General features: G+C 65.3%; 27 protein-coding genes and 1 riboswitch. Of the genes, 13 read left to right on the forward strand and 14 right to left on the reverse strand.

The genetic code is table 11. From position 1 onward, the window contains the following. Window positions 1-2: 2 nt before the first annotated feature. From BJ6T_RS34440 to BJ6T_RS34455, 4 genes are read right to left on the reverse strand one after another with little or no spacing between them, the layout of a single operon-like run. Window positions 3-851, reverse strand: a complete 849-nt coding sequence (locus tag BJ6T_RS34440; RefSeq protein ID WP_014497202.1) for an ABC transporter ATP-binding protein — start codon at window positions 849-851, stop codon at window positions 3-5. Next, the gene (locus BJ6T_RS34445) at window positions 848-1,894 is read right to left on the reverse strand and encodes an ABC transporter substrate-binding protein (RefSeq protein ID WP_014497203.1); all 1,047 of its coding nucleotides are present in this window, start codon (window positions 1,892-1,894) and stop codon (window positions 848-850) included. Before BJ6T_RS34445 ends, BJ6T_RS34440 begins: the two co-directional genes overlap by 4 nt. A 38-nt stretch (window positions 1,895-1,932) precedes the next feature. Continuing rightward, window positions 1,933-3,153: a CaiB/BaiF CoA transferase family protein gene (locus tag BJ6T_RS34450; RefSeq protein ID WP_014497204.1), complete on the reverse strand. Its 1,221-nt coding sequence runs from the start codon at window positions 3,151-3,153 to the stop codon at window positions 1,933-1,935. Further along, window positions 3,150-4,085, reverse strand: coding sequence for a hydroxymethylglutaryl-CoA lyase (locus BJ6T_RS34455; RefSeq protein WP_039228451.1), 936 nt, complete (start codon window positions 4,083-4,085; stop codon window positions 3,150-3,152). Before BJ6T_RS34455 ends, BJ6T_RS34450 begins: the two co-directional genes overlap by 4 nt. Before the next feature lie 88 nt (window positions 4,086-4,173). Here BJ6T_RS34455 and BJ6T_RS34460 point away from each other — a divergent pair, with 88 nt between their 5' ends. Next, window positions 4,174-5,085 (forward strand): GntR family transcriptional regulator, encoded by a 912-nt coding sequence (locus tag BJ6T_RS34460; protein ID WP_014497206.1) that lies wholly within the window; start codon window positions 4,174-4,176, stop codon window positions 5,083-5,085. Between the two features lie 48 nt (window positions 5,086-5,133). On the opposite strand, the gene BJ6T_RS34465 is transcribed toward BJ6T_RS34460, so the two are convergent. Then, the gene (locus tag BJ6T_RS34465) at window positions 5,134-5,733 is read right to left on the reverse strand and encodes a hypothetical protein (RefSeq protein ID WP_028170159.1); all 600 of its coding nucleotides are present in this window, start codon (window positions 5,731-5,733) and stop codon (window positions 5,134-5,136) included. A gap of 170 nt (window positions 5,734-5,903) precedes the next feature. On the opposite strand from BJ6T_RS34465, the gene BJ6T_RS34470 reads away from it, so the two are divergent. Next, a complete protein-coding gene (locus tag BJ6T_RS34470; RefSeq protein WP_014497208.1) occupies window positions 5,904-6,962 on the forward strand; it encodes a class I SAM-dependent methyltransferase in 1,059 nt (352 codons plus the stop codon). Window positions 6,963-6,992: 30 nt separating this feature from the next. Here the strand turns inward: BJ6T_RS34470 and BJ6T_RS34475 are convergent, their stop codons facing one another. Continuing rightward, window positions 6,993-7,376 (reverse strand): bleomycin resistance protein, encoded by a 384-nt coding sequence (locus BJ6T_RS34475; protein WP_039228453.1) that lies wholly within the window; start codon window positions 7,374-7,376, stop codon window positions 6,993-6,995. Window positions 7,377-7,579: 203 nt separating this feature from the next. Between BJ6T_RS34475 and BJ6T_RS34480 the strand changes: the two genes are divergently transcribed. After that, entirely contained in the window at window positions 7,580-8,353 is a 774-nt protein-coding gene (locus BJ6T_RS34480; protein ID WP_028170158.1) for an enoyl-CoA hydratase/isomerase family protein, read from the forward strand. A gap of 31 nt (window positions 8,354-8,384) precedes the next feature. Here the strand turns inward: BJ6T_RS34480 and BJ6T_RS34485 are convergent, their stop codons facing one another. Beyond that, the gene (locus BJ6T_RS34485; RefSeq protein WP_014497211.1) at window positions 8,385-9,017 is read right to left on the reverse strand and encodes a hypothetical protein; all 633 of its coding nucleotides are present in this window, start codon (window positions 9,015-9,017) and stop codon (window positions 8,385-8,387) included. A gap of 179 nt (window positions 9,018-9,196) precedes the next feature. Beyond that, window positions 9,197-10,060, reverse strand: coding sequence for a DUF1194 domain-containing protein (locus tag BJ6T_RS34490; RefSeq protein WP_014497212.1), 864 nt, complete (start codon window positions 10,058-10,060; stop codon window positions 9,197-9,199). Between the two features lie 261 nt (window positions 10,061-10,321). Then, a riboswitch (Fluoride riboswitch) is annotated at window positions 10,322-10,399 on the forward strand. A gap of 36 nt (window positions 10,400-10,435) precedes the next feature. Between BJ6T_RS34490 and BJ6T_RS34495 the strand changes: the two genes are divergently transcribed. The 5 genes from BJ6T_RS34495 to clpS are packed head-to-tail and all read left to right on the forward strand — an operon-like array spanning window position 10,436 to window position 13,233. Next, window positions 10,436-11,698, forward strand: coding sequence for an MFS transporter (locus BJ6T_RS34495; RefSeq protein ID WP_014497213.1), 1,263 nt, complete (start codon window positions 10,436-10,438; stop codon window positions 11,696-11,698). After that, window positions 11,673-12,107: a fluoride efflux transporter CrcB gene (gene crcB, locus BJ6T_RS34500; protein ID WP_043900290.1), complete on the forward strand. Its 435-nt coding sequence runs from the start codon at window positions 11,673-11,675 to the stop codon at window positions 12,105-12,107. The genes BJ6T_RS34495 and crcB (BJ6T_RS34500) overlap by 26 nt, the downstream gene beginning before the upstream one ends. A gap of 6 nt (window positions 12,108-12,113) precedes the next feature. Next, a complete protein-coding gene (crcB, locus tag BJ6T_RS34505; protein ID WP_014497215.1) occupies window positions 12,114-12,542 on the forward strand; it encodes a fluoride efflux transporter CrcB in 429 nt (142 codons plus the stop codon). Window positions 12,543-12,544: 2 nt separating this feature from the next. Beyond that, window positions 12,545-12,886 carry a DUF190 domain-containing protein gene (locus BJ6T_RS34510; RefSeq protein ID WP_014497216.1) on the forward strand — a complete coding sequence of 114 codons (342 nt, stop codon included), beginning with the start codon at window positions 12,545-12,547 and terminating at the stop codon, window positions 12,884-12,886. Between the two features lie 41 nt (window positions 12,887-12,927). Further along, a complete protein-coding gene (clpS, locus tag BJ6T_RS34515) occupies window positions 12,928-13,233 on the forward strand; it encodes an ATP-dependent Clp protease adapter ClpS (RefSeq protein ID WP_014497217.1) in 306 nt (101 codons plus the stop codon). 43 nt (window positions 13,234-13,276) lie between these two features. Here clpS and BJ6T_RS34520 read toward each other — a convergent pair whose 3' ends face one another. The 4 genes from BJ6T_RS34520 to fabI form a co-directional block, all read right to left on the reverse strand. Further along, window positions 13,277-14,467, reverse strand: coding sequence for an adenylate/guanylate cyclase domain-containing protein (locus BJ6T_RS34520; RefSeq protein WP_014497218.1), 1,191 nt, complete (start codon window positions 14,465-14,467; stop codon window positions 13,277-13,279). A gap of 75 nt (window positions 14,468-14,542) precedes the next feature. Further along, window positions 14,543-15,631: a chorismate synthase gene (gene aroC, locus BJ6T_RS34525; RefSeq protein ID WP_014497219.1), complete on the reverse strand. Its 1,089-nt coding sequence runs from the start codon at window positions 15,629-15,631 to the stop codon at window positions 14,543-14,545. A 219-nt stretch (window positions 15,632-15,850) separates the two neighbouring features. Next, window positions 15,851-16,450, reverse strand: coding sequence for a histidine phosphatase family protein (locus BJ6T_RS34530; protein WP_014497220.1), 600 nt, complete (start codon window positions 16,448-16,450; stop codon window positions 15,851-15,853). A gap of 14 nt (window positions 16,451-16,464) precedes the next feature. Further along, complete coding sequence (gene fabI / locus BJ6T_RS34535; RefSeq protein WP_014497221.1) at window positions 16,465-17,292, reverse strand: enoyl-ACP reductase FabI; 828 nt, start codon at window positions 17,290-17,292, stop codon at window positions 16,465-16,467. Window positions 17,293-17,463: 171 nt separating this feature from the next. On the opposite strand from fabI, the gene BJ6T_RS34540 reads away from it, so the two are divergent. Then, window positions 17,464-17,952: a sigma-70 family RNA polymerase sigma factor gene (locus BJ6T_RS34540; RefSeq protein ID WP_014497222.1), complete on the forward strand. Its 489-nt coding sequence runs from the start codon at window positions 17,464-17,466 to the stop codon at window positions 17,950-17,952. Window positions 17,953-18,058: 106 nt separating this feature from the next. After that, a complete protein-coding gene (locus BJ6T_RS34545) occupies window positions 18,059-18,829 on the forward strand; it encodes an anti-sigma factor family protein (protein WP_014497223.1) in 771 nt (256 codons plus the stop codon). A gap of 486 nt (window positions 18,830-19,315) precedes the next feature. Here BJ6T_RS34545 and BJ6T_RS34550 read toward each other — a convergent pair whose 3' ends face one another. Then, the gene (locus BJ6T_RS34550; protein WP_014497224.1) at window positions 19,316-20,281 is read right to left on the reverse strand and encodes a DnaJ C-terminal domain-containing protein; all 966 of its coding nucleotides are present in this window, start codon (window positions 20,279-20,281) and stop codon (window positions 19,316-19,318) included. 108 nt (window positions 20,282-20,389) lie between these two features. Then, window positions 20,390-20,797 carry an RT0821/Lpp0805 family surface protein gene (locus BJ6T_RS34555; protein ID WP_028170155.1) on the reverse strand — a complete coding sequence of 136 codons (408 nt, stop codon included), beginning with the start codon at window positions 20,795-20,797 and terminating at the stop codon, window positions 20,390-20,392. Between the two features lie 113 nt (window positions 20,798-20,910). On the opposite strand from BJ6T_RS34555, the gene pdxH reads away from it, so the two are divergent. From pdxH to BJ6T_RS34570, 3 genes are read left to right on the forward strand one after another with little or no spacing between them, the layout of a single operon-like run. Next, window positions 20,911-21,552 (forward strand): pyridoxamine 5'-phosphate oxidase, encoded by a 642-nt coding sequence (gene pdxH, locus BJ6T_RS34560; RefSeq protein ID WP_014497226.1) that lies wholly within the window; start codon window positions 20,911-20,913, stop codon window positions 21,550-21,552. Between the two features lie 26 nt (window positions 21,553-21,578). Next, entirely contained in the window at window positions 21,579-22,331 is a 753-nt protein-coding gene (locus tag BJ6T_RS34565; protein ID WP_014497227.1) for an SDR family NAD(P)-dependent oxidoreductase, read from the forward strand. A gap of 17 nt (window positions 22,332-22,348) precedes the next feature. After that, entirely contained in the window at window positions 22,349-23,119 is a 771-nt protein-coding gene (locus BJ6T_RS34570) for a class I SAM-dependent methyltransferase (protein WP_014497228.1), read from the forward strand. The last annotated feature ends 3 nt before the right edge of the window (window positions 23,120-23,122 follow it).

Consider the following 23,122-nt stretch of genomic DNA (forward strand, 5'->3'; position numbering starts at 1 on the left):
GATCATTCGGCCCTGGTGCGGCGGAATTCTTCGCCGAGGGAATGCCAGATGTGCGAGTAGAGGCGGCCGAATTCGGCGGTCTCGCGCACGGCCACGGGATCGCGCGGCCGCGGGATGGCGACGTCGAAATCTTCCTTGAGCCTCCCGGGCCGGGCCGAGAGCAGGATGATGCGGCTCGCCAGCGTCAAGGCCTCGCCGAGATCGTGGGTCACGAACAGCACGGTCTGCCGCTCGCGCTCCCATATCTCCAGCAGCGTCTTGTGCATCTCGAGCTTGGTGTGGGTGTCGAGCGCGCCGAACGGCTCGTCCATCAGCAGGATCTCGGGCTCCATGATCAGCGTGCGCATCAAGGCGACGCGCTGGCGCATGCCGCCGGACAGCGTGCTGGGGAAGCTCTGTGCAAAGCCGGAGAGCCCGGCCTTCTCGACGGCCGAAGCGACGCGCCCGGCGCGCTCGGTCCTTCGCAGCCCCGCGATCTCCAGTCCATAGCCGATGTTCTGCTCCACGGTTCGCCAGGGAAACAGCGTGTCGCGCTGGAAGACATAGCCGACCCTTGGGTTGACCTTGCCGGTCTCAACCGTGTCCTCATCGATCAGGATGCGTCCGCCCGAGCGCGGCAAGAGCCCCGCGACCATGTTGAGGATGGTGCTCTTGCCGCAGCCGGATGGACCGAGCAGCGCCACGAACTCGCCCTGCTTGACCTCGAAGGAAACGTCATCGACCGCCACGAACTCGCGGCCGGACGCGTTGAAGCGCTTGGCGAGACCCCGCACCGCGATGCGGGTTCGCGTCTCCGCTCTCTCGACCTCGCCTCGCGCGAGCGCGAATCCCGGACCTGGCGCGGCGATCATTTGTATTTCGCCCTCGCCGCCTGGAGGAAGCCCATGTCGACGACATCCTCGTATTTCGTCTCGGGAATATCCGTTCCCTTGCGGTACCAGGGCTTGGCACCGCGTTCGAACGAGGACTTGTCGATGACGCCGTCATAGGCCCAGGTCGACTTGTCGAAGCCGAGCTCGGCGCTGACCGCATCGGGGTCGATGCCCGAGAAATATTTCGGCGTGACCAGTGCCTGCACGTCCGCGAGCGGCGTCGCCTTCACGAAGGCCATCGCGCGGTGGATCGCGTTCACATAGGCCTGCACCATCGCCTTGTCCTGCTCGACCGTGTCCTGGAGCGTGTAGATCACCAGCACGGGCAGCGTCCCGCCGAAATCCTTCTCGAATACGCCGGGCTTGGAGGTGTCGTAGATCGTCCTGCCAAAGCCCTTCTTCTCGACCTCGACGATCCAGCTTGGCGGCGCCATGACGGCGTCGAACTGCTTGGTCTGCAGCGATGGAAACATCGTGTTGGGCCCGCCGCCGGCGACCCAGTTCACCCTGTCGCCGAGCCCGCGCGTTTCGAACACATAGGTGCCGAACACCCAGGTGCCCGACCCGATCGCGGTGGCAGCTACGATCGGCTTGGCGCCATCGGGCCGCTTGTACTCGGCGAGCTTCTCGACCGAATTGATACCGGCGTCGTAAAGATCCTGCCGGACCACGATGTTGGCGTAGGAGCACACCATCTCGGTCGCGAGCAGAATCTTGCAGGGCTTGCCGCGCGCACTGAGCTGCAGCGGATGGCTGGCATCGCCATGCGCGAACAGGGCTTGTCCCGCCGCCAGCGTCTGACGGCCGAACGTGCCGGCGTTGCCGGTGACGAGCTTGGAGTCGAGACCTTCGTCCCTGAAGTAACCCTTCAGCTCGGCAATCATGCCGATGGCGTAGACCGGCGACACCGGCCCGAAGGCGAGCGATACCTGCTTGGTCTCGGCGCGGAGCCGCCCGGGCAGCATCGATGCGCCGGCCAATGTGGAGCCCGCGATCAGCGCCCGGCGCCTGGTGATGTTCATGTGCTCCTCCCCTGATTCTTGTTTGATCGATCCGGTCGTCAGGACGGCCCAGGCGCGATCCGGATCGTTCCCGCCTTTTGCAACGCCTCAATTTCGCTCGACGAAACGCCGATCTCACCCAGGATCTCGCGCGTCTGCTCGCCGATCTGCGGCGGATCGTAGCGGTTGGGCAGGCGGCGGCCGTCCATGGAGATCGGCAACAGCGGCGTTTTTGCCTCACCGCCGTCAGGCAGGTGAATGCTGGTCAGCCCGCCCGATTGGTTCAGATGCGGGTCGTCGAAGAGATCGCCGGGCTTGTTGACCGGCGCGTACGGCAGATCGAGCTGCTCGAGGCGCGCCGCGAGATCCGCCTTGTCCCATTGCTTGAAGATCTTCGCGATCTCGGGGATCAGCCAGCCGCGATGGTCGACGCGGTCGTTGCTCGTCGCAAAGCGCGGATCGGCAAGCCAGGATTCGCGATCGAAGGCGCGGCAGAACGCCTCCCACTGCTCTTCACCGACGATGGTGACGAACAGCTTCGAGCCGTCCCTGGTGTCGAAGAGATCGTAGACCGGCCAGGGGCTGTCCTTGATCGAATAAGGGATCGAGGGCTGGCCGCTGACCACCTCGCACATCATGGCCTGCGCCATCAGGAACACGTTGTTCTCGTAGAGCGCGCTCTGGATGTAGCGGCCGCGCCCGGTGCGCCGCCGCTCGGCCAGCGCGGCCTGGATCGCGATCACACCGAACATGCCGCCCATGATGTCGTTGACCGAGGCGCCGGCGCGCATCGGCCGGTCCGGCAGGCCCGTCATGTAGGCAAGACCGCCCATCATCTGCACGACCTCGTCGAGCGCGAGGCGATTCTCGTACGGGCCGGGCAAGTAGCCCTTGAGCGAACAATAGATCAGGCGTGGCGCAAAAGCGGCAACCGACTCGTAGTCGAGACCGATCCGCTTCAGCAGGCCGGGGCGGAAATTCTCGATCAGGACGTCGCTGCTCTCGATCAGCCGCCGCGCGACGTTCTGGCCTTCCGCGGTCGACGTATCCAGCGCGATGCTGCGCTTGTTGCGGCTGTATGTGGCGAAGAAGCCGGCAGCGGGCCCCTTGAAATAGCGGGTGCGATCGCCCTTGGGCGGCTCGACCTTGATCACGTCGGCGCCGAGATCGGCGAGGATCAAGCCGCAGCTCGGCCCCATCACCATCTGGCTGAACTCGATGACACGAAGGCCGGCCAACGGACGCAACTCCGTTGCCGCCTCGGGCGCGGCCGCCGTCATGCCGCCCTCCGCAGCACCTTGGGAATGCCGGCCTCGTGCAGGTGCCCGGTCAGATGTTTCGCTGGAATATGGCGGGCCAGAATCTCGCGCGTTTGCATCAGGCGATCGAGGTCGATGCCGGTGGAAAGTCCCATCCGTTCCAGCATGAACACGAGATCTTCGGTGACAATGTTGCCGCGGGCACCGGGCGCGAAGGGACAGCCGCCAAGTCCTGATACCGCGGCGTCAAAACGCCGGATCCCCGCTTCGAGGCCGGCGACGGCATTGGCGAGGCCAGCACCGAGCGTGTCGTGCAGATGCAGCCGCAGCGTCATCTGCGATCCGACTTCGCGCCGGACGGCTTCGACAATCTGCCTGACCAGTTTCGGGGTGGCATAGCCGACGGTGTCGGCGAGCCCGATCTCGTCGGCACCGGCCTCGGCAAAGGCGCGCGCGACCCGGCAGACGGCCGCTTCGCTCACCTCGCCTTCCAGCGAGCAACCGAAGGAGGTGGCGATCGCGCCCATCAAATGCGGCCGCCGGTCCGCTGGACAGACGTCGATCGCGGCACGGACCGCGCGAAACCCGTCGAGCTGCTCTTCGATCGAGCGGCGCACATTGGCGCGGTTGTGCGTCTCGCTGGCGGAGATGACGAAATATATGGCGTCGACACGGGCGGCGATGGCGCGCTCGGCGCCCTTCACGTTCGGCACAAGTGCACCGATGGTCGCGGTCTTGTGCGCAAGTGCGTGCGCCATCACCGCGTCGACATCGGCGAATTGCGGCACGACCTTCGGCGGCACGAAGGATCCCGCGTCGATCTCGCGCATGCCGGCGGCGGCGATCGTATCGATCAGCGCGCATTTGGCTTCGGTGGGAACGAACACGTCCAGGTTTTGCAGCCCATCGCGGGGGCCGACCTCGCAAATCAGGACATCCGGCGCATGCGCCATCAGGCTCTCCCTGGCTATATTGTATATTATTGCATAAAAGAACAATCCGTGGGACAGTCTGTCAAGCTCAAAATCTGCGTGCACTGCAATGACCGCTTCCGACAGTTCTCGACCGCCCGCTTCGAGCAAAGGCGGTTCCGAGCGCGCCGAGCACCTCGCCGGGCTGATCATGGCGCTTGCCCGACGCGAAGGCATGAAGGCTGGCGATCGCTTGATCGAACAGAGGCTTGCCGATGCGCTCGATCTCTCACGCGCGCCGATCCGGCTCGGCCTCAAGGCTCTCGAAGCGGCGGGGCTCGCGCGCGGCGAGCCGCATCGCGGGTTCGTGCTGGCCAAGCATCCGACCAGCGGCGCCGCCCAGCCGGCCCTCGCGGCAGTCAGGCGCAGCGAACAGGTTTATACGTCCATCGCAGGCGACGTGCTCGCAAGCCGGCTGCCGGCCGACGTCACCGAGGCGGAGCTGATGCGCCGCTATGGCCTCAGCCGGGCCGAGCTGCAGCGGCTGCTTGACCGGATCGCCGCCGAGGGCTGGATCGCACGCCTGCCGGGTTACGGGTGGCGCTTCGCGGAGACGGTCTCGAGCCCCGAAGCTCAGGCCAAGGCCATGGCGTTTCGCGCGGTGATCGAGCCCGCGGCCATCGCGCAGCCCGGCTTTGCGCTGCCGCGGGAGGTGATTGCACGCTTGCGCGAGCGCCAACTGCGCGTGTTCGAAGGCGAGCTCGAGAAGATGACAATCGGCGAGGTCTTTCTTTCCGGTTGCGAATTCCATGAGGAGATCATTCGTGGCGCTGGCAATCCCTTCTTTCTTGAATCGCTCAAGCGCGTGAATTCGATCAGACGCCTGTTCGCCTATCGCAGCTTCGCCGACCGCGACGGCATGCGGCGGCACGTGCGCGAGCATCTGCGCCTGCTCGAGGTTCTGGAAACGCGGCGTTACGCCGAAGCGGCAGAGCTGATGGCTAAGCACCTGCAACGCCCGCTGGTGGCGGGCTTGTCGTAAGCCGACGCGGCGGCGGTCAAGCGGGCGGTGAAAGCGACGCGTGAACGCTCAGCGACGCAAGCCGCCCAACGCCGGTGACTCGCCGGGCAGCATTGACGAATTGATGTCGCTGTCCATGCGTCCCGATTGCTGCTGGGTGAAACCGGCGCCGAACGACAGGCTGAGGTTGGAGGTCGGCTTGAACTCGACACCCGCGAACGCGCCGTAGCCGGGCGAGGCGCTGGAGGTGAGCGGGGCGAGCGAGCTGCCGATACCGTCGCCGTATTTCTGCGCGTTGAAGCCGGCAAAGAACGTGACGGGCATGCCGCCCGCGGTCTTGGTGTTGTAGCCGAACTGCGTGCTGTCATAGGACAGCGCGCTGAAATTGCCGGCAAGGCCGGTCTGGCCGAGGCCGCTCCAATTCAGATTGCCGCGCTGATTGCCGACGAAGAAGCCGTTGGCAAAATTGGTGCGCGCTGCATCGCCGGCATTGAAGCTCGGGAAATTGCCGTAAGCGTCGGAGGTCCGGCCTGCATCGCCGGCGAAGCCGAAAGGTCCGCCAGGGATCCAATATTGCAAGGGCGCGACTTGCGCATGAGCCGGTGCTCCGCCGAGGCAGAGCACGACAAGAAGAGGTGCAAGACCGCAAGAACGTGCAAGGATGGGCATTCGGAAACCGTCAAAAAGGTCACAAATCATACCCTCAGGACGCCGCGAATGCCAGCCGACCGATACCGGCGGTCACGCCATCCGGTTCCCCGATCACCTCTTCCTGACGCGTTGAACCTCCCCCGTGGCGGCTTGACCCACATTGGGGGCACCTCAGCATGGAGGCTGTCATGGAGGTCAATTCCGACAGGTTGAATGCCTTTATGGGCAAGATGATCACCGAGGTCGGGGCCGCGATGAATGCATCGCTGGTCCTGCTGGGCGACAAGCTCGGCCTCTACCGCGCCCTCGCCGCCAAGGGACCCATGAGCTCTGCCGAGCTCGCAAGCGCCACCGGAACGAACGAACGCTACGTCCGCGAGTGGCTGGCGAGCCAGGCGGCTTCTGGTTACGTCGAATACGATTCCACTTCCGGCAAGTTCTCGATGCTGCCCGAGCAGGCGATGGCGCTTGCCGATGATGACAGCCCGGTCTTCCTCGGCGCGGTCGGCAATGTCATTGCCGCGGCGTTCCTCGACGAACCGAAAATTACGGACGCATTCAAGTCCGGTAAGGGCGTCGGCTGGAATCGTCGCAGCGAGTGCCTGTTCTGCGGCACCGCCCGGTTCTTCCGTACCGGCTACATGCATCATCTGGTGCAGGAGTGGCTGCCCGCGCTCGAAGGCGTCGTGGACAAGCTGAAGCGCGGCGCCAAGGTCGCCGATGTCGGCTGCGGGCACGGCATCTCGACCCGGCTGATGGCGGAGGCCTTCCCGAACTCCCGCTTCTACGGCTTCGACTATCACGAGGGCTCGATCGCGGCCGCACGAAAGGCGGCCACTGAGGCGAAGCTGGGCGATCGTGTCAGCTTCGCGGTTCACTCGGCGAAGAACTATCCTGCCGAGGGCTATGATCTCGTCTGCTTCTTCGATTGCCTGCACGACATGGGCGATCCCGTCGGCGCGATCAGCCACGTGCGCGAGACCATGGCCAAGGACGGCACCTGCATGCTGGTCGAGCCGTTCGCAGGCGACCGCCTCGAAGACAATCTCAACCCGGTCGGGCGGGTCTACTATGCGGCGTCGACCATGATCTGCACGCCGGCCTCGCTCGATCAGGAGGTCGGCCTCGCGCTGGGCGCTCAAGCCGGCGAGGCAAGGCTGCGCAAGGTCGCCAGCGAAGGCGGCCTGTCGCGCTTCCGCCGTGCCGCCGAAACACCCTTCAACCTGATCCTGGAGGCCCGGATCTGATCCAACGGCGGACGCGCGCGGCCCGCGATGTCAGGCCGCGTCGTCCGTTCCCATGCCGAACGTGAGCTGATTGCCGTCGGCATCGACGACGTCGAAATCGCGCATGCTATAGTCACGGTCCTCCGGCCGGTTGAGCAGCCTGGCGCCGCGTCCCGATAGTTCGGCATAGACCTGATCGACGTCGCTGACGAAGATGCAGATGCCGCCGTGCCCGGGCATCCGCTTCGTTGCCGCCGCCGCAAGCAGATGCAGGCCGACCTCGTCACGGCACAGGCAGGCGTAGGACGGAGGCTGACCGTATTCGAAGGTGACCTCGAAGCCGAGCACGTCGCGGTAATAGGCGAGGCTGGCTGTGATGTCGGACACGACGAAGACGGTGGCGGAGCCGGCCATCATCGGGTGTTCGTCGGTCATTGGTCCCTCCATCCGGCAAGCAATCTCCTGCACGCAGTCTAGCATGCGCGCCGGAGGTCTTGCACGGCCCAAGCCGCACCGTAAGCTGTCGCCCGAACAAGGCGGAAGCGCCGAACGACAGCGTGCCGCCACCGCTCGCCGCGAAATAACCGCGCCACCACCGCGATCGATACCGCACGTTTCCTGAAAGCATGGAGAACCCGGTGACGTCTGACGATCCCGTCGCCTACGAACGCGCGGGCAACATCGCCCGCATCACGCTGCGCCGCCCGCCCGTCAATGCCCTGAGCCTCGAGGTCATCCGTGCGGTGGTCGCGGCCCTGCGTCGCGCAGCGAACGATCCGGAAGCACGCGTTGTCGTGCTGGCGAGCGCGATCGCCAAGCGCTTTTCGGCCGGCCTCGACCTCGACATCCTGCTGGGCAAATCCGGCGCCGAGATCCGCGAATTCCTCCAGGCGCTCTATATCGACCTTTACGACGCCCAGTATGGGCTTGGAAAGCCGTCGATCGCCGCGGTCGGAGGCGCAGCGCGCGGCGGCGGCATGACCATGGCGGTGTCCTGCGACGTGGTGCTGGCGGCCGGGAGCGCGACGTTCGGCTATCCCGAGATCGACGTCGGCGTCATTCCCGCGATCCACTACGCACACCTGCCGCGCATCGTCGGACGTCATCGCGCGTTCGAGCTGCTATTCACCGGCCGCGTCTTCACCGCCACTGAGGCGCACGAGCTCGGCGTGGTGAACCGCGTCGTCGACGATGCCGGGCTCGAGGCCGAAGTGCTGAAGCTCGCGGCGCAATTCGCCGGCAAGTCGGCCGCCGTGCTGCGGATGGGCCGCGCCGCCTTCATGCGCCAGATCGATCTCGACTACCGGCGCAGCATCGCAAGTGCAGTCGACGATTTCTGCAATGTCGCGACGTCGGACGAGGCGCAGGAGGGTTTGAGGGCGTTCGTCGAGAAGCGGGCGCCGAAATGGTGAGGGGCCGCAGGCCGCCCAGGGCGGCTGAGGTTCAGGCTGTCTTATCTACCGAGGACGAGGAATCCGCGGGCGGATATTTCGTCACCGGCACAGTGAAGGATTTGGAGCCGACCTGGTAGATGATCTTGCCGCTTTGTCCGTCGTCGGTCGAGATCTGCGACTGCCCGAACATGATGACGTTCCTGTAGACGTAGCCGGTGCCCTGGCGGGTGATACCGTCGGTGGTGACGCTGACCGTCGCCTCCTTGCCGCTGATGGCCAGCACGCGAAAGCTCGCGCTCTTGCCGATGTCGGCAGAATAGCCGCCCCAGCTTCCCATGAGGATGCTGTCGGAACCCGGCGCCGCCTGTTTCTGCAAAGTTGCGCTCTGGTTGCCAACGCCCGAGGAGAACAGGAGCACCAGGTTCTTGCCGTCCTTGGTGCCGACCGTGACGTTGCCGTAGCTTATGGTTGCACCATTGACCTCGCCGATACCGCGCTCGGTGTACCCGTTATGGGTGTACTCGATCTGGGCCCTTGCCCCGCGGATGTTCACGACCTTGAAGCCGACGGCCTGGTTGTTGCCGGCCCAATTGCCCTTCCAGTCACCAATCAGACCGCTCTGGTGATACACCCGCTCGTTGGCGGGCGAAATCTGGCTGGTGCTCGATGTGACGATGGCCATTGGATTGCTCGGCGGATTTGTCTGACAGACCCGCTTCTGTTCGCGCGCCGGACGGCGAAGTCAGAACTTAATCCGGAAACAACGGGAAGCAGGCCGATTAGGGCCACGCAGCAGTTAACGCATGGTTAAATTCGACCGCGCGCGGGACAGGGCAAAAGGTCTCATTCGGGGAGCGCGGATCAGCGCCCCCAGCGGTCCGACCAGATCTTCTCGCCAATCAAGCAGCTGACCCGTGGCTCCTTGTCGGCAACGCGCCTCACGGGGCGCTCCGGCACGCGGCCGGCGACCTCCATCAGGAGCTTGGTGCGGATCGCTTCCTTGAACTTGTCGCGATCCTTGATCGTGATGACGAAGGAGCCGGGACCGCCGATGACGCAGTCCTCATAGTAATAGTCGAGATTGTCGATATCCATGGTCGAATAGGACGGCTCCTTGACCATGATCGGCAGGCCGTTGATGACGATGCCCTTCTCGAGCGCGGCGTCGCGCGCCGCCGTCACCGGACCGCCATTGTTGTTGGGGCCGTCACCGGAAATGTCGATCACGCGGCGCAAGCCGCGATAGGGATCCTCGTCGAACAACGGCATCGCGAACGTGATCGCTCCAGAGATCGAGGTGCGCGAGGCCCGCCGGATCGGCGTCTTCAAGATCTCGGCGGCGACCGCATCCGCCGTCTCCGGTCCGTCGACCAGCCGCCACGGGATGATGATCTTCTGATCGCTGGAAGCGGCCCATTCGAAGTAAGTCACCGCGATCCGGCCATTGGGCCCGAGCTTCAGCGCCTGGAGGAATTCCTTCGACTGGATCGCCTGCGCATAGCCTTCGCGCTGGATCGCGAGCTCGTCCATGTCCATGGAGTAGGAGACGTCGACCGCGAGGATCAGCTCGACATCGACCGTCTGCGCGTCCCGGTCGGCCGCTAGCCGTTGTGGCGGATTCCTAGCCGGTTCAAATTTGGGCCCTGGTGCCGCGATGCCCGCGACGTCCCCTCCGGCGAGCACGCCGGCCACCAGCACAGCCCCGATCGAGAACAGCATGCGCATCGCAGTCTCCCGTCGTATGACGCGATGGTGACATGCAATCGCCTTGCCGCAAAGTGCGAAGATCGCTTGCGCTTCACATTCCGGTTAGGAATTCGCGAGTTGGGAATGCGCACGTCACGCAAAGCTGCCGCCGTGTTGCCGCGCTTGCGCCACGGGGACACGCGCGATCGCTCACACCATCATTCCAGGGCGTCCAGCAACAGAGCCGAGGACAGACCTTCCCCGCCCACTTGTCCGGTGCGATTTCCATGCTAGGCTGACCATACAGATGGGGATGGAGTCCCCCGACAACCGCCCGTCGGCCTGTAACCGTAGTGGGCTGATGACTCCTGCTCGAGGAGGGGCAATCTCAAAGCCTCGGCCTTTGGCGGGAGCATGGACAAACCCGCCGATGGCGGGTTTTTGTTGCCTGAAGGCGAAGGTCAGGGCGTGACGACGACGACACCGAATGCTGCGCGTGCGGGGCTGCCCAGGGGGATCTGGGTGCTCGGCTTCGTCTCGATGCTGATGGACGTCTCCTCCGAGATGATCCACGCGCTGCTGCCGGTCTATCTCGTCACCGTGCTCGGGGCCTCCACGCTCACGGTCGGCTTCATCGAGGGCATTGCCGAAGCGACCGCCTCGATCACGAAGATCTTCTCCGGTGCATTGTCAGACTGGCTCGGCCGGCGCAAGCTCCTCGCGGCGCTCGGCTACGGGCTGGCCGCGCTGACAAAACCACTGTTCCCGCTTGCCCCCAGCGTCGGTTGGCTGATTGCCGCGCGCTTCATCGACCGCGTCGGCAAGGGTATTCGCGGCGCACCGCGCGATGCGCTGATCGCCGATATCGCACCTGCGGGTCTGCGCGGCGCGAGCTTCGGCCTGCGGCAGTCGCTCGACACCATCGGCGCATTCGTCGGACCGCTCGTGGCGATCGGCCTGATGTGGTGGACGGCGGATAATTTTGCCCTTGTCATCTGGGTAGCGGTGCTGCCGGCCTTCCTGTCTTTCGGCCTGATCGCATTCGCGGTGAGCGAGCCGGAGCCGGACCCAAGCCGGGAGCCCACGAAGAATCCGCTGAACACCTCCGCCATGCGGCAGCTCGGATCCGTGTACTGGCGCGTCGTCGCGGTCGGCGTGGTGTTCACGCTCGCGCGCTTCAGCGAGGCCTTTTTGATCCTTCGCGCGCAGAACATCGGTCTCTCGGCGATGTGGGTGCCGGCGGTGCTGGTGCTGATGAACGTGGTCTATGCGCTGTCGGCCTATCCGGCCGGCGTGCTGTCGGACCGGATCAACCGGACCGGCCTGCTCGCGCTCGGCCTCGTCTGCCTCGCGGCCGCCGACCTCGCGCTCGCGCTGCTGCCGAGCCTCGCGGGCCTCGCGCTCGGCGTCGTGCTGTGGGGGCTGCATATGGGATTGACCCAGGGCCTGCTGTCGGCCCTCGTCGCCGACGCCGCGCCGCCGAACCTGCGCGGCACCGCATTCGGCTATTTCAACCTGTTCACCGGGCTTGCCTTGCTGGCCGCAAGCGTGATCGCCGGCGCGCTATGGGATGCCTACGGTCCGGCGGGCACGTTTTTGGCCGGGCTCGGCTTCGCGCTGGTCGCGCTCGCAGGGCTGCTCGCCGTCGGCAATGGTCTGGCAGCGGAGGACAAATGATCATGGGGGGTTGTTCGTCGTGTTGAGCGGAGTGATCGCAATCGTGGTCGGCAGCGTTCTCGGCGGCTGCGCGCGCTATTTCGTCTCGGGCGCGATCGCGCGGCGGCTGGGCGAGACTTTTCCCTGGGGCACCATGACCATCAACATCACCGGCGCCTTCCTGATCGGCATTTTCGGCGCGCTGGCGACCCATCCCGGCTCGCTCTTCGCCGCGCCCAATCCATGGCTGTTCGCGGTGACCGGGTTCCTCGGCTGCTACACCACGGTGTCCTCGTTCAGCCTGCAGACGCTGACGCTCGCCCGCAACGGCGAGCCGATGCACGCGCTCGGCAATGTCGTGTTCTCGGTCGGGCTGTGCCTTGCCGCCGTCAGTTGCGGCTTTGTCCTCGCTGACGGTCTTGGAGGCTAGAAACGGATGGCCGTTTCCTCCTCCACCGACCGCTGGCGCAGCGCGATGCTCTATGCCTGGGTCTCCTTCGGCAGCGTCCTTGGCGGCCTCGCGCGCTATTTCGTCTCCCTCGCGCTCGACACCGGCCCGGGCTTCCCCGTCGCGACGCTGTTCATCAATGCCACGGGATCGCTGATCATCGGCTTCTACGCAACGCTGACCGGCCCCGACGGCCGCGTGCTGGCGCGGCCCGAGCACCGGCAGTTCATCATGACCGGGTTTTGCGGCGGCTACACCACCTTCTCGGCCTTCAGCCTGGAGACCTTCCGCCTGTTCCACGGGGGCATGAAATACACGGCACTCGCCTATATCGCGGCATCCGTCATCTGCTGGCTGGTGTCCGTGTGGCTCGGCCATATGATGGCAAGCCGCTACAACCGCTTGACGAGGAGCTGACCATGCAAATCCCCAATCAGGCTGTTTCGCTCCGGATCTTCATCGGCGAGAGCGACCATTTCGGCGGCAAGCCGCTTTACGAAGCGATCGTCACGACGGCGCGCGAGCGGCATCTCGCGGGTGCCACCGTGCTGCGCGGCCCGATGGGGTTCGGCAAGTCGAGCCGGCTGCACACCTCTAAGATCCTGCGGCTGTCGGAAGACCTGCCGCTGCTGATCGAGATCGTCGACAGCGAGGACAGCATCAACGCATTCCTGCCCATCCTGGATGGCATGATGTCGAGCGGCCTGATCACCTTGGAGAAGGTGCAGGTCCTGCAATATGGTGAGAGAGCCGCACACTGAGCACCGCGGCTGAACCGAGCCCGCCGTTTCCGGGAGGCGGAATGAACGACACCGTTACCAAGCCGAAAACCAGGACGAAGACCAAGGTCGAGCGGCCCAAACTGCACAAGGTCATCCTGATCAACGACGACTTCACGCCACGCGAATTCGTCACGATGATCCTCAAGGCCGAGTTCCGCATGACCGAGGATCAGGCCTACAAGGTCATGATCACCGCGCACAAGCTGGGCGCCTGCGTGGTCGCCGTGTTCACCAGGGACGTCGCCGAAACCAAGGCCACCCGCGCCACCGACGCCGGCCGCGCCAAGGGCTATCCGCTGCTGTTCACGACGGAGCCCGAGGAATAGGGCTTCATGTTGCGGCGATGAATGATCTTGACCTCATCACGCTTCAGGCCATCGCCACCGGCGTCTCTTCGGCAAGCCCATACACGCGCTGCGCCTTGGAAAATCCAGCGATCGGAAATTCGCCGAGCTCGCGCCAGTCATGGCGGCAGGCGTTCGCGAAGCCTTCCGAGGCGACGACCGTCCGCCCCAGCCGGCCCGTGATCTTCTCAAGTCTTGCTGCGAGATTGACGGCGGGGCCGATGCAGGTGAAGTCGAGGCGATTGCCGCCGCCGATATTGCCGTAGAGGATGTTGCCGACGTGGAGTGCGACGCCGAAGCGGAAGCGCTCGACGACATCGCCGACCGGAAAGGCGAGCGCCTCGACGCTGGCGCGGGATTCGCGCGCGGCCTCCAGCACGCGGGTGCAGACATGCGCGGCATCGCCGATATATTCGTCGATCGGGAACACCGCGAGCAGGCCGTCGCCCATGAATTTCAGCACCTCGCCGCCATGGCCCCGGATCGCGGTGACCTGGCAGTCGAAATACTGGTTGAGGATCTCGACCACGGTCTCGGCCGGCAGTCGGTCCGACAATGCGGTGAAGCCGCGCAGATCCGAGAGCCAGATCGCGGCCTGCATGGTGTCGTTGTGGCCGCGGCGGATCTGGCCGCCGAGGATGCGCGCGCCGGCACGGTTGCCGACATAGGTGTCGAGCAGCATCTCGGCGGTGCGGCGCAGGCTGATGATCTCGCTGACGCGTGCAAGCGGTGCCACGAGGGTCCGGATCGCTGCGATGTCGTCGTCGCTGAAGCCGCCGGGCTGCCGCGTGACCCAGCTCGTCGCGTGGATCGAGCCGTCGAGATAGTGCATCGGCATCGCGAGGTAGTCGGTCACGCCTTCGGCGCGCATGTCGTCGAGGAACGGAAACCGCTTGCTGTCCGGATCGTCCATCCGTCCCCGGACCTCGAGCCCCTCCTCGAACACGATCCGGAGCGGGCTCCGGGCGAACTCGGGCGTGTCCAGGATCTCGAAATCGACCGTGCCGATCTCGACCTTCTGGCCCTGCCGCCAGATGAAGTTGCGGCCGAAGATTTCCGGATGCAACGTGCGGATGAAGATGCCGAACCGCGACAGCGGCAGGCCGGCCGCGACCAGATGCTCGCAGACCTCGGCGATCATCTCGGAAGGGGTCCCGGACGACCTCGCACCGTCGATCAGCCAGTTGGTGATGCGCTGGATCTCGGAGTTTTGCATGTCCGCATTTGCGGACGAAGTTGTGGAGACGTCAAGCTGCGCGGTGGGCTGGTACCGCGACGATAGGACCGTGCGCTAGCGTCCGACCTGCCCGCGATCCCGAATGAAATGATCTGCGAGCACACAGGCCATCATGGCTTCGCCGACCGGGACGGCACGGATGCCGACGCAGGGGTCGTGGCGGCCCTTGGTGAAGATCTCGGTGTCGGCGCCCTTGCGATCGACAGTGAGGCGCGGCTGGAGGATCGACGAGGTCGGCTTCACCGCGAAGCGCACCACCACCGGCTGTCCGGTGGAGATGCCGCCCAGAACACCGCCGGCATGGTTGGAGAGGAAGCGCGTGCCGTCATTGCCGGTGCGCATCTCGTCGGCGTTCTCCTCGCCGGTGAGCTCCGCCGCGCCGAAGCCGGCGCCGATCTCGACGCCCTTCACGGCGTTGATGGTCATCATCGCAGCCGCGAGATCAGAATCGAGTTTTGCGTAGATCGGGGCACCTAAGCCTGCCGGCACGCCTTCGGCGACGACCTCGATCACCGCGCCGATCGACGAGCCGCTCTTGCGGATGCCGTCGAGATAGGTCTCGAAGAACGCGGCCTTGTCCTTGTCCGGACAGAAGAACGGATTTTTCGCAATCTCGTCCCAGTCCCATTTGTCGCGGTCGATCTTGTGCGGGCCGATCTGCACCAGCGCGCCGCGGACCTTGACGTCGGGCAGCACTTTTCGTGCGATCGCACCGGCGGCAACACGCATCGCGGTCTCGCGCGCCGAGGAGCGGCCGCCGCCGCGATAGTCGCGCAGGCCGTATTTGGCCTCGTAGGTGAAGTCGGCGTGGCCGGGCCGAAACTTGTCCTTGATCTCGGAATAGTCCTTCGAGCGCTGGTCGGTGTTCTCGATCAGGAGCCCGATCGGGGTGCCCGTCGTCACCTGCACGCCGGTCTCCGGATGCGCCATCACGCCGGACAGGATTTTCACCTGGTCCGGCTCCTGGCGCTGGGTGGTGAAGCGCGATTGGCCAGGCCGGCGGCGGTCGAGATCCTGCTGGATATCGGCCTCGGTGAGCGGGATCATGGGCGGACAGCCGTCGACCACGCAGCCGATCGCTACCCCATGGCTCTCGCCGAAGGTGGTGACGCGGAACATGTGGCCGAAGGTGTTGAAGGACATCGCTGCTCGCTGGCTGGTAAGTCAGTGCTGACTTAGCTCGCCCTGAAATATGGGTCAAATATCCCCACAGCCGTCATGCCCGGGCATAGTCCGTCCGAAGGACGGCGTCGCTTCCGCTCGCCCATGTCCCAGCCATCCACGTACCACCGCGATCAACGAGAGACGTGGGTGCCGGGACAAGCCCGGGCATGACGGCGGAGAGCGAGGGACGAGCCGGGCTTAGCTAAACTTCTCCAGCCGCCCGTCGCGGAAGACGTAGACGGCGCCCTGCTCGATATAGAGCTCGGCGGCGCTGGTGGGCGTCTCCAGGCCGAGCGAAACCATCAGGGCGCGGCAAGTCCCGCCATGGGCGACCGCAACGGTATCGGTCCGGAGCTCGTCGTACCAGGCCCGCACGCGGACCTGCACATCGGCGTAGGTCTCCCCGTCCGCGGGGCCGACCGTCCATTTGTCGGCGAGGCGCCGGGCGTAGACGTCCGGATCGGCCGCCTCGCTCTCGGCCAGCGTCAGCCCTTCCCAGCTGCCGTAGCCGATCTCGCGCAGGCGATCGTCGAGCGCGTAGTCAGCCGGCGGCAGTTCGAGCTTGCCGCGCGCGAGTTCCATGGTCTGGCGTGCACGCCCGAGCGGGCTCGACACGTAGGGTAACGCCGCCTTGTCCTTGCCGTCGCGCTTGAAGAGATCCGCCAGCACGCCGCCGGCCTGCACGGCCTGACCGCGTCCACGCGCGTTCAGCGGAACGTCCTTGGTGCCCTGAAGCCTCCCGAGCGCATTCCACTCGGTCTCACCGTGGCGAAGATAATAGATCGTGGGCACCGGCATTCCAGACTTATAAGCTAGTCCTTGCCGTCGAACGAGATGTCCGGCGCGTCCGGGCGCTTCATGCCGAGCACGTGATAGCCGGAATCGACGTGATGCACCTCGCCGGTGACGCCGCGCGACAGGTCGGAGAGGAAATACAGCGCGCTGCCGCCGACGTCTTCGATCGAGACGTTGCGACGCATCGGCGCGTTGTTCTCGTTCCACTTCAGGATATAGCGGAAGTCGCCGATGCCGGAGGCCGCGAGCGTCTTGATCGGGCCGGCCGAGATCGCGTTGACGCGGATGTTCTTCTCGCCGAGATCGGCCGCGAGATAGCGCACGCTAGCCTCCAGCGCTGCCTTCGCCACGCCCATCACGTTGTAGTGCGGCATCCACTTCTCGGCGCCGTAATAGCTGAGCGTGATGAGCGAGCCGCCATCGGTCATCAGCTTCTCGGCGCGCTGCGCCACGGCCGTGAACGAGTAGCAGGAGATCAGCATCGACTTGGAGAAATTCTCCGGCGTGGTGTCGACGTAGCGGCCGTCGAGCTGCTCGCCGTAGGCGATCGCATGCACCAGGAAGTCGATCTTGCCCCACTTCTCCTTCAGCACTGCGAAGGCGGCGTCGATGGTGGCGACATCGGTGACGTCGCAATGGCCGAGCACGAGGCCGCCGATCTCGGCTGCGAGCGGCTCGACGCGCTTCTTGAGCGCATCGCCCTGATAGGTGAAGGCGAGCTCGGCGCCGGCTGCGTGGCATGCCTTGGCGATGCCCCAGGCGATCGAGCGATTGTTGGCAAGGCCGAGGATCACCCCGCGCTTGCCCTGCATCAGTCCCTGCATCAGACCTGAATCCTGCGACATTTTTGAGCGTCCCGTCGAGCTCTCGTTGAGGTCTGGAGGTACACCAGCCCTCCTTCGCGGTACAGTCCTAATACGCGGCGTTAACGCTGTTTCGAGCGCCGGAATAGCCGTTCCGTTCGGGTGTTATGATGATTGAGGCGCTCGCGCCGGACACCAGGACGTCAAGACGGCATGAGTGCGTTTCGCCAGAGTGTGGAAGCCATGATCCCGGCGTTGCGCCGCTACGCCCGCGCGCTCACGCGCGATGCGGATGCGGCCGACGACCTGGTGCAGGATACGCTGGTGCGGGCGCTGCGTTCGGAGCGCCTGTTCCTCGGAGGCGATGTCAGGAGCTGGCTCTATACGATCCTGACCAACCTCAACAAGAACCGGCGGCGCTCGCTGGCAAGACGCCCGCAATTCACACAGCTGACGGAGAACAATCCGGATGCCAGCGGGACCGAAGCCGAAGGGCGCGACATCGAAAAGGCGCTGGCGACGCTGGTCGAGGAGCAGCGCTCGGTGCTTCTGCTGGTGATGCTGGAGGGCATGAGCTACCGCGAGGTCGCCGACATCCAGGGCGTGCCGATCGGCACCGTGATGTCGCGCCTGGCGCGGGCGAGAGCCCACGTCAAAGCCTCGCTGGAAGGTGAGCGCCCGGCGCTCAAGCGGGTGAAGTGATGGCAGTGTTGATGCATCGCGCAGGTCGCTTCGCCTGCATGGAGCCGGAAGCAGCGCAGTTGAACTGCGAAAGACATTTTGGGCCGCAGAGCCAGAGACGATCGATATGAACGACCATAATATTCCCATTACCGAAGACGAGCTGCACGCCTATGTCGACGGCGAGTTGCCGGCCGAGCGCCGCGCCGACGTCGAGGCCTGGCTTGCCGCGCACCCTGACGATGCCGGGCGCGTGCAGTCCTGGCGCGCCATGGCCGAGATGCTTCACGCACGTTACGACTCTGTCGTCCAGGAGCCGGTGCCGGCCCGGCTGGAGCTCGAGCGGCTGGAGCGCCGTCCCCGGCAATGGCTCTATGGCGCCGCGGCGGCTGTGCTGGTCGCCTTCGTGGCCGGCGGCACCGCCGGCTGGGTGGCGCATGGCGCCGCCAACGCTCCCTCGACCTTCCAGAGCTTTACGGCGGACGCGCTCGACGCCCACCGCCTCTATGTCGTCGAGGTTCGCCACCCCGTCGAGGTCGGCGGCAACGAGCGCGACCATCTCCAGGCCTGGCTGACCAGGCGCTGCGGCTGGACCGTGTTCGCGCCGAACCTGGAGGCGAGCGGGCTGAAGCTCGTCGGCGGCCGGCTCTTGCCGGGGCCGAACGGTCCGGCGTCGTTCCTGATGTATGAGGGCGCCTCGGGCGAGCGGTACACGATCTACACCGCGAAGACCGAGACCGGCGCGACTCAGATGCGCTACGCCAAGGCCGACAAGGACGGCGCGCTGTTCTGGGCCGAGCGCGGCGTCGGCTACGTCGTCAGCGGCGGCAGCGATCGCGATCGCCTGACCAAGGTCGCGCAGGCGGTCTACGACCAGGCCGAGAAAAACGGTACCTGAGCAACCGCTTGAAGGCGGTGCCTCGATTCCGACATTGAAAATTTGGAATCAAGACATGGGTGCGTCTCATTATCGCACCGGATGCTCACGAGAAAATGAGTAGCGTTCGATCCGCCGATCGACGCGGGCGGCCTCGATTGGGGTTTTTGGTACCGCGCTGGTCCCCCTCTCGAGGCCGCACCTATTTGTCGACTGCCCCGCCGGACAGCCGACACGTCGAACCCCATGGGCCGAACCACATGGGCCGAACCACATGGGCCGAACCACATGGGCCGAGAGGCGCTGTCACGCCTCAGGTATATGACGAGCATCATCCGCCGAGAGATGCTCTGGTCGTTTGGGAGACCCCCCTTCAGTTGCGATCTCGCCCTAAAGCGCGATGGCTCGCGCTTTAGCAATTTTCTCTGCGCATGATCTTTTCGAAGAACCACTGAACGCCCAATGAACGCCTCGCGCTCAATCGGCCCCCCGGGTCCGGATCATGCCTTAACCAAGCCCGCTACGTGGATTGTAGGGGTGTTGGTCCCGCCACTTCTCCATCAATGCCTCAAGCTCGGCGTCGTTCCCGTCCGGTAGCATAATCCTGATGGTGACGAAGAGATCCCCGGTTCCGCCAGTTTTTGGCAATCCCTTGCCCTTGAGGCGGAAGGTCCGGCCGCTGGAGGTGTTTTTCGGGACCGACAGTTCCACGGCATTGCCGAGGGTCGGCACGCGGACCTTGCCGCCGAGCACCGCCTCGTAGAGCGTGACCGGCAGGTCGATCCTGAGGTCGGCACCCTCGATCTTGAAGAACGGGTGCGGCGCGATGCTGATCGTGATCAGGAGATCGCCCGGCGGATGGCCCTGAGCGCTCTCGCCCTGCCCCCGCAACCGGATCTGCTGGCCCTCGGTGACGCCGGCCGGAATCTTGACGTTGAGCTCCTTGCCCGTCGGCAGCCGGACGCGCTTCTCGCCGCCCTTGACCGATTCTTCCAGCGAGACGCTCATCGCAACATTGACGTCGAGATCGAGGCCGATCCCGCCGGTGTCGAATTCGAACTGCCCTGCGCCGCCGGCCCCGGGCCGCGCACCACGCGTCCCGCCGCCGAACATGCTGTTGAGGATGTCCTCGAACGCGCCGCCGCCCTGACCAGGGCCCGCGCCGCCACTGCGGAACGTATAGCTTTCGAACCCGCCGGGACCCGCACGGCCGCGCGGCCCGCCGCCGCCCGGAAAACCCTGAAAGCGCGGCTTGCCGTCGGCGTCGATCTCGCCGCGGTCGAACTGCTTGCGCTTGTCCTCGTCGCCGATGATCTCGTTCGCCGAATTGATCTCGGAGAAGCGCTCGGCGGCCTTCGGGTCATCCTTGTTGCTGTCGGGATGGTGCTTCTTGGCAAGCTTGCGATAGGCGCTCTTGATCGCGGCAGCGTTGGCGCTCCGCGGCACCCCCAAGACCTCATAGGGGTCGCGCATCCGTCACGTCTCCTTCAAGAAATCGAATTGTTCAAAGGGCTCCCCGCCCCATCTGCTGGTCATGTGGGAGGCGAGTGGCATTTTTGCAACTAGCCGCAGAGCCGATTCCTAGCTCCGCCACGGCTTTAGCGTATGAATCTCCCAACGGCCACGGCTGCTTTGGCAGCCGGCGCCCTGGAGCCAGCTTTCGGTGCTGCCGTTGACGTAGCTCGCCAGGAAATCCCGGCACTTGCGGCCGTCCTCGGCGGCGTAGGACTGCGCGATCGGCGTCACCGAGCCGCGCGCTCCGGTTTCCGGATTCTCCCAGTGCTGGCTGGAATCCTTGTCGCCCTTGCTCAGGACGTCAGAGGCGGCGTTACGGGCGAAGGCAAGATCGGTGTCGGTCGGCGGGGCGTCCTTTGCCGGCCGCGCGATCGAGCCGGTCAGGTCGCTGTCGTCGGCCTTGGCGTAGGCGCTGGTGTCATTGCGGGAAAAGCTGCAGCCACCGCAGCCGAGCCCGATCAGAATCATTGTCATGACAAAGCCGGACGGCCGGATCGCCGATAGGCCAACGCGTCCCCATGCCCTATATAGGGCGGTAGCGGACAACAACGCGTTTTGGGCCGCGGGACGCAATTCGGACTCCGGACATGACCGACACGACCTCGATGAAACACCAGACACCCTTAACATCCGGTGATTTCACCGCCGCCGACGAGCCGTTTGCGCTGTTCGAGGCCTGGCTGAACGAGGCGATCAAGAGCGAGCCGAACGATCCGAACGCCATGGCGCTCGCAACCGTCGATCCCGACGGGCTGCCAGACGTGCGCATGGTGCTGATGAAGGGCTTCGACACCGACGGTTTCGTCTTCTACAGCCACATCGCGAGCCAGAAGGGCCGCGAACTCGCCGCAAATCCTAAGGCGGCGTTACTTTTCCACTGGAAGTCGCTGCGCCGTCAGGTCCGCATCCGCGGCAACGTGACGCCGGTGACCGACGCCGAGGCCGACGCCTATTTCGCGACCCGGCCCAAGCAGGCGCAGATCGGCGCCTGGGCGAGCAAGCAGTCCGAGGCGCTGGAAAGCCGCTTCGCCTTTGAGCAAGCCATCGCCAAAGTCGCGGCCAAGCACATCATCGGCGAGGTGCCGCGGCCGCCGGGCTGGAGCGGCTGGCGCATCACGCCCTCGCGTATCGAGTTCTGGCACGACCGCCCGTTCCGCCTGCACGACCGTATCGAATTTCGCCGCGACGCGGCCGGCCAGCCATGGTCCAAGACGCGGATGTATCCTTAGAGCTTAGGCCGACCTGAAAGATGTCCATGCCGCATTCGTCCAATGCGCCCCGCCGCACGCTGCTCCTGACCGGAGCGAGCCGCGGCATCGGCCACGCCACCGTGATCCGCTTCTCGTCGGCGGGCTGGCGCGTCATCACCTGCTCGCGGCATCCGTTCCCCGAGGACTGTCCGTGGGACGCCGGGCCCGAGGATCACATCCAGGTCGACCTCGGCAACCCCCAGGACACCGCGCGCGCGATCACCGAAATCCGCAACCGGCTCGAAGGCGGCATGCTGCATGCACTCGTCAACAACGCCGCGATCTCGCCGAAGGGTCCGGGCGGCTCGCGGCTTGGCTCGGTCGACACCGACCTCGACACCTGGACGCACGTCTTCCACGTCAATTTCTTCGCGCCGATCATGATCGCGCGGGGATTGATCGAGGAGTTGAAGGCGGCCAGGGGCTCGGTCGTGAACGTCACCTCGATCGCGGGCTCGCGCGTGCACCCCTTTGCGGGCGCCGCCTATGCCACATCGAAAGCCGCGCTTGCATCCCTGACGCGCGAAATGGCCTCCGATTTCGGCCGCGTCGGCGTCCGCGTCAACGCGATCGCACCGGGCGAGATCGACACCTCGATCCTGTCGCCGGGCACCGAGAAGATCGTCGACCAGCAGATCCCGATGCACCGGCTCGGCACGCCGGACGAGGTCGCCAAGATCATCTACGTGCTGTGCACGGACACCAGTTCCTACGTCAACGGCGCCGAGATCCACATCAACGGCGGCCAGCACGTGTAAGGCCAGGCAGGCGAAGCATGGGCCGGTTCGCGAGCACTGCGTCACTCTACGAGCATTTGCGGCCGCCCTACCCGAGCGAATTCTTTCGCAGCGTCGCGCACGCGCTTGGTCTCGCCAAACAGAGCAGCCTGATAGACCTCGGCACCGGACCCGGACTCTTGGCGCTCGGTTTCGGCCCCTATGTCGGCCGCGTTGTCGCCGTCGATCCCGAGCCCGAGATGATCGAGGCGGCGCGACGCGCCGCAGCGGGCGCAGGACGGGATATCACGCTGATCGAAGGCAAGGCCGAAACGCTTGCTCCCGATATCGGCAGCTTTGATGTCGTGACGATCGGGCGCGCCCTGCATTGGATGGATCGTGACCTGACGCTTGCACTGCTCGACCGGCTGGTCGCGCACGACGGTGCAATTGCCATCTGCGCCTCATTCTCGGCCACCGACGGCCGCAACCCGTGGCTTGACGGCTACAATGAAGCGCGCCGCCGATGGTCACCGGCCAAGCTGTGGGAGGAGGCCGATCGGGGCACGCGGACTCACCGCGACCTCCCGGCATTCTTTCGCGGCAGTTCGTTTCAGCCCGCTGAACTCGTCTCAATCGAGACCAGCCATCTGGTCGGCCTGCACGACCTTGCGGAACGCACGCTCACCTACTCGTCGTCATCGCCGGAAGCGCTTGGCGAAAATGCTGACGCGATGCTGCGCGATGTCGGGCAGCATCTGGCTCCCTTCAGTCGCGACGGTGCCATCGCCGAGACCGTCGTCTCGACGGCCCAGATCGTGAAGCGCTAGATG

The sequence above is a fragment of the Bradyrhizobium japonicum USDA 6 genome (assembly GCF_000284375.1).
GTDB lineage: Bacteria > Pseudomonadota > Alphaproteobacteria > Rhizobiales > Xanthobacteraceae > Bradyrhizobium > Bradyrhizobium japonicum.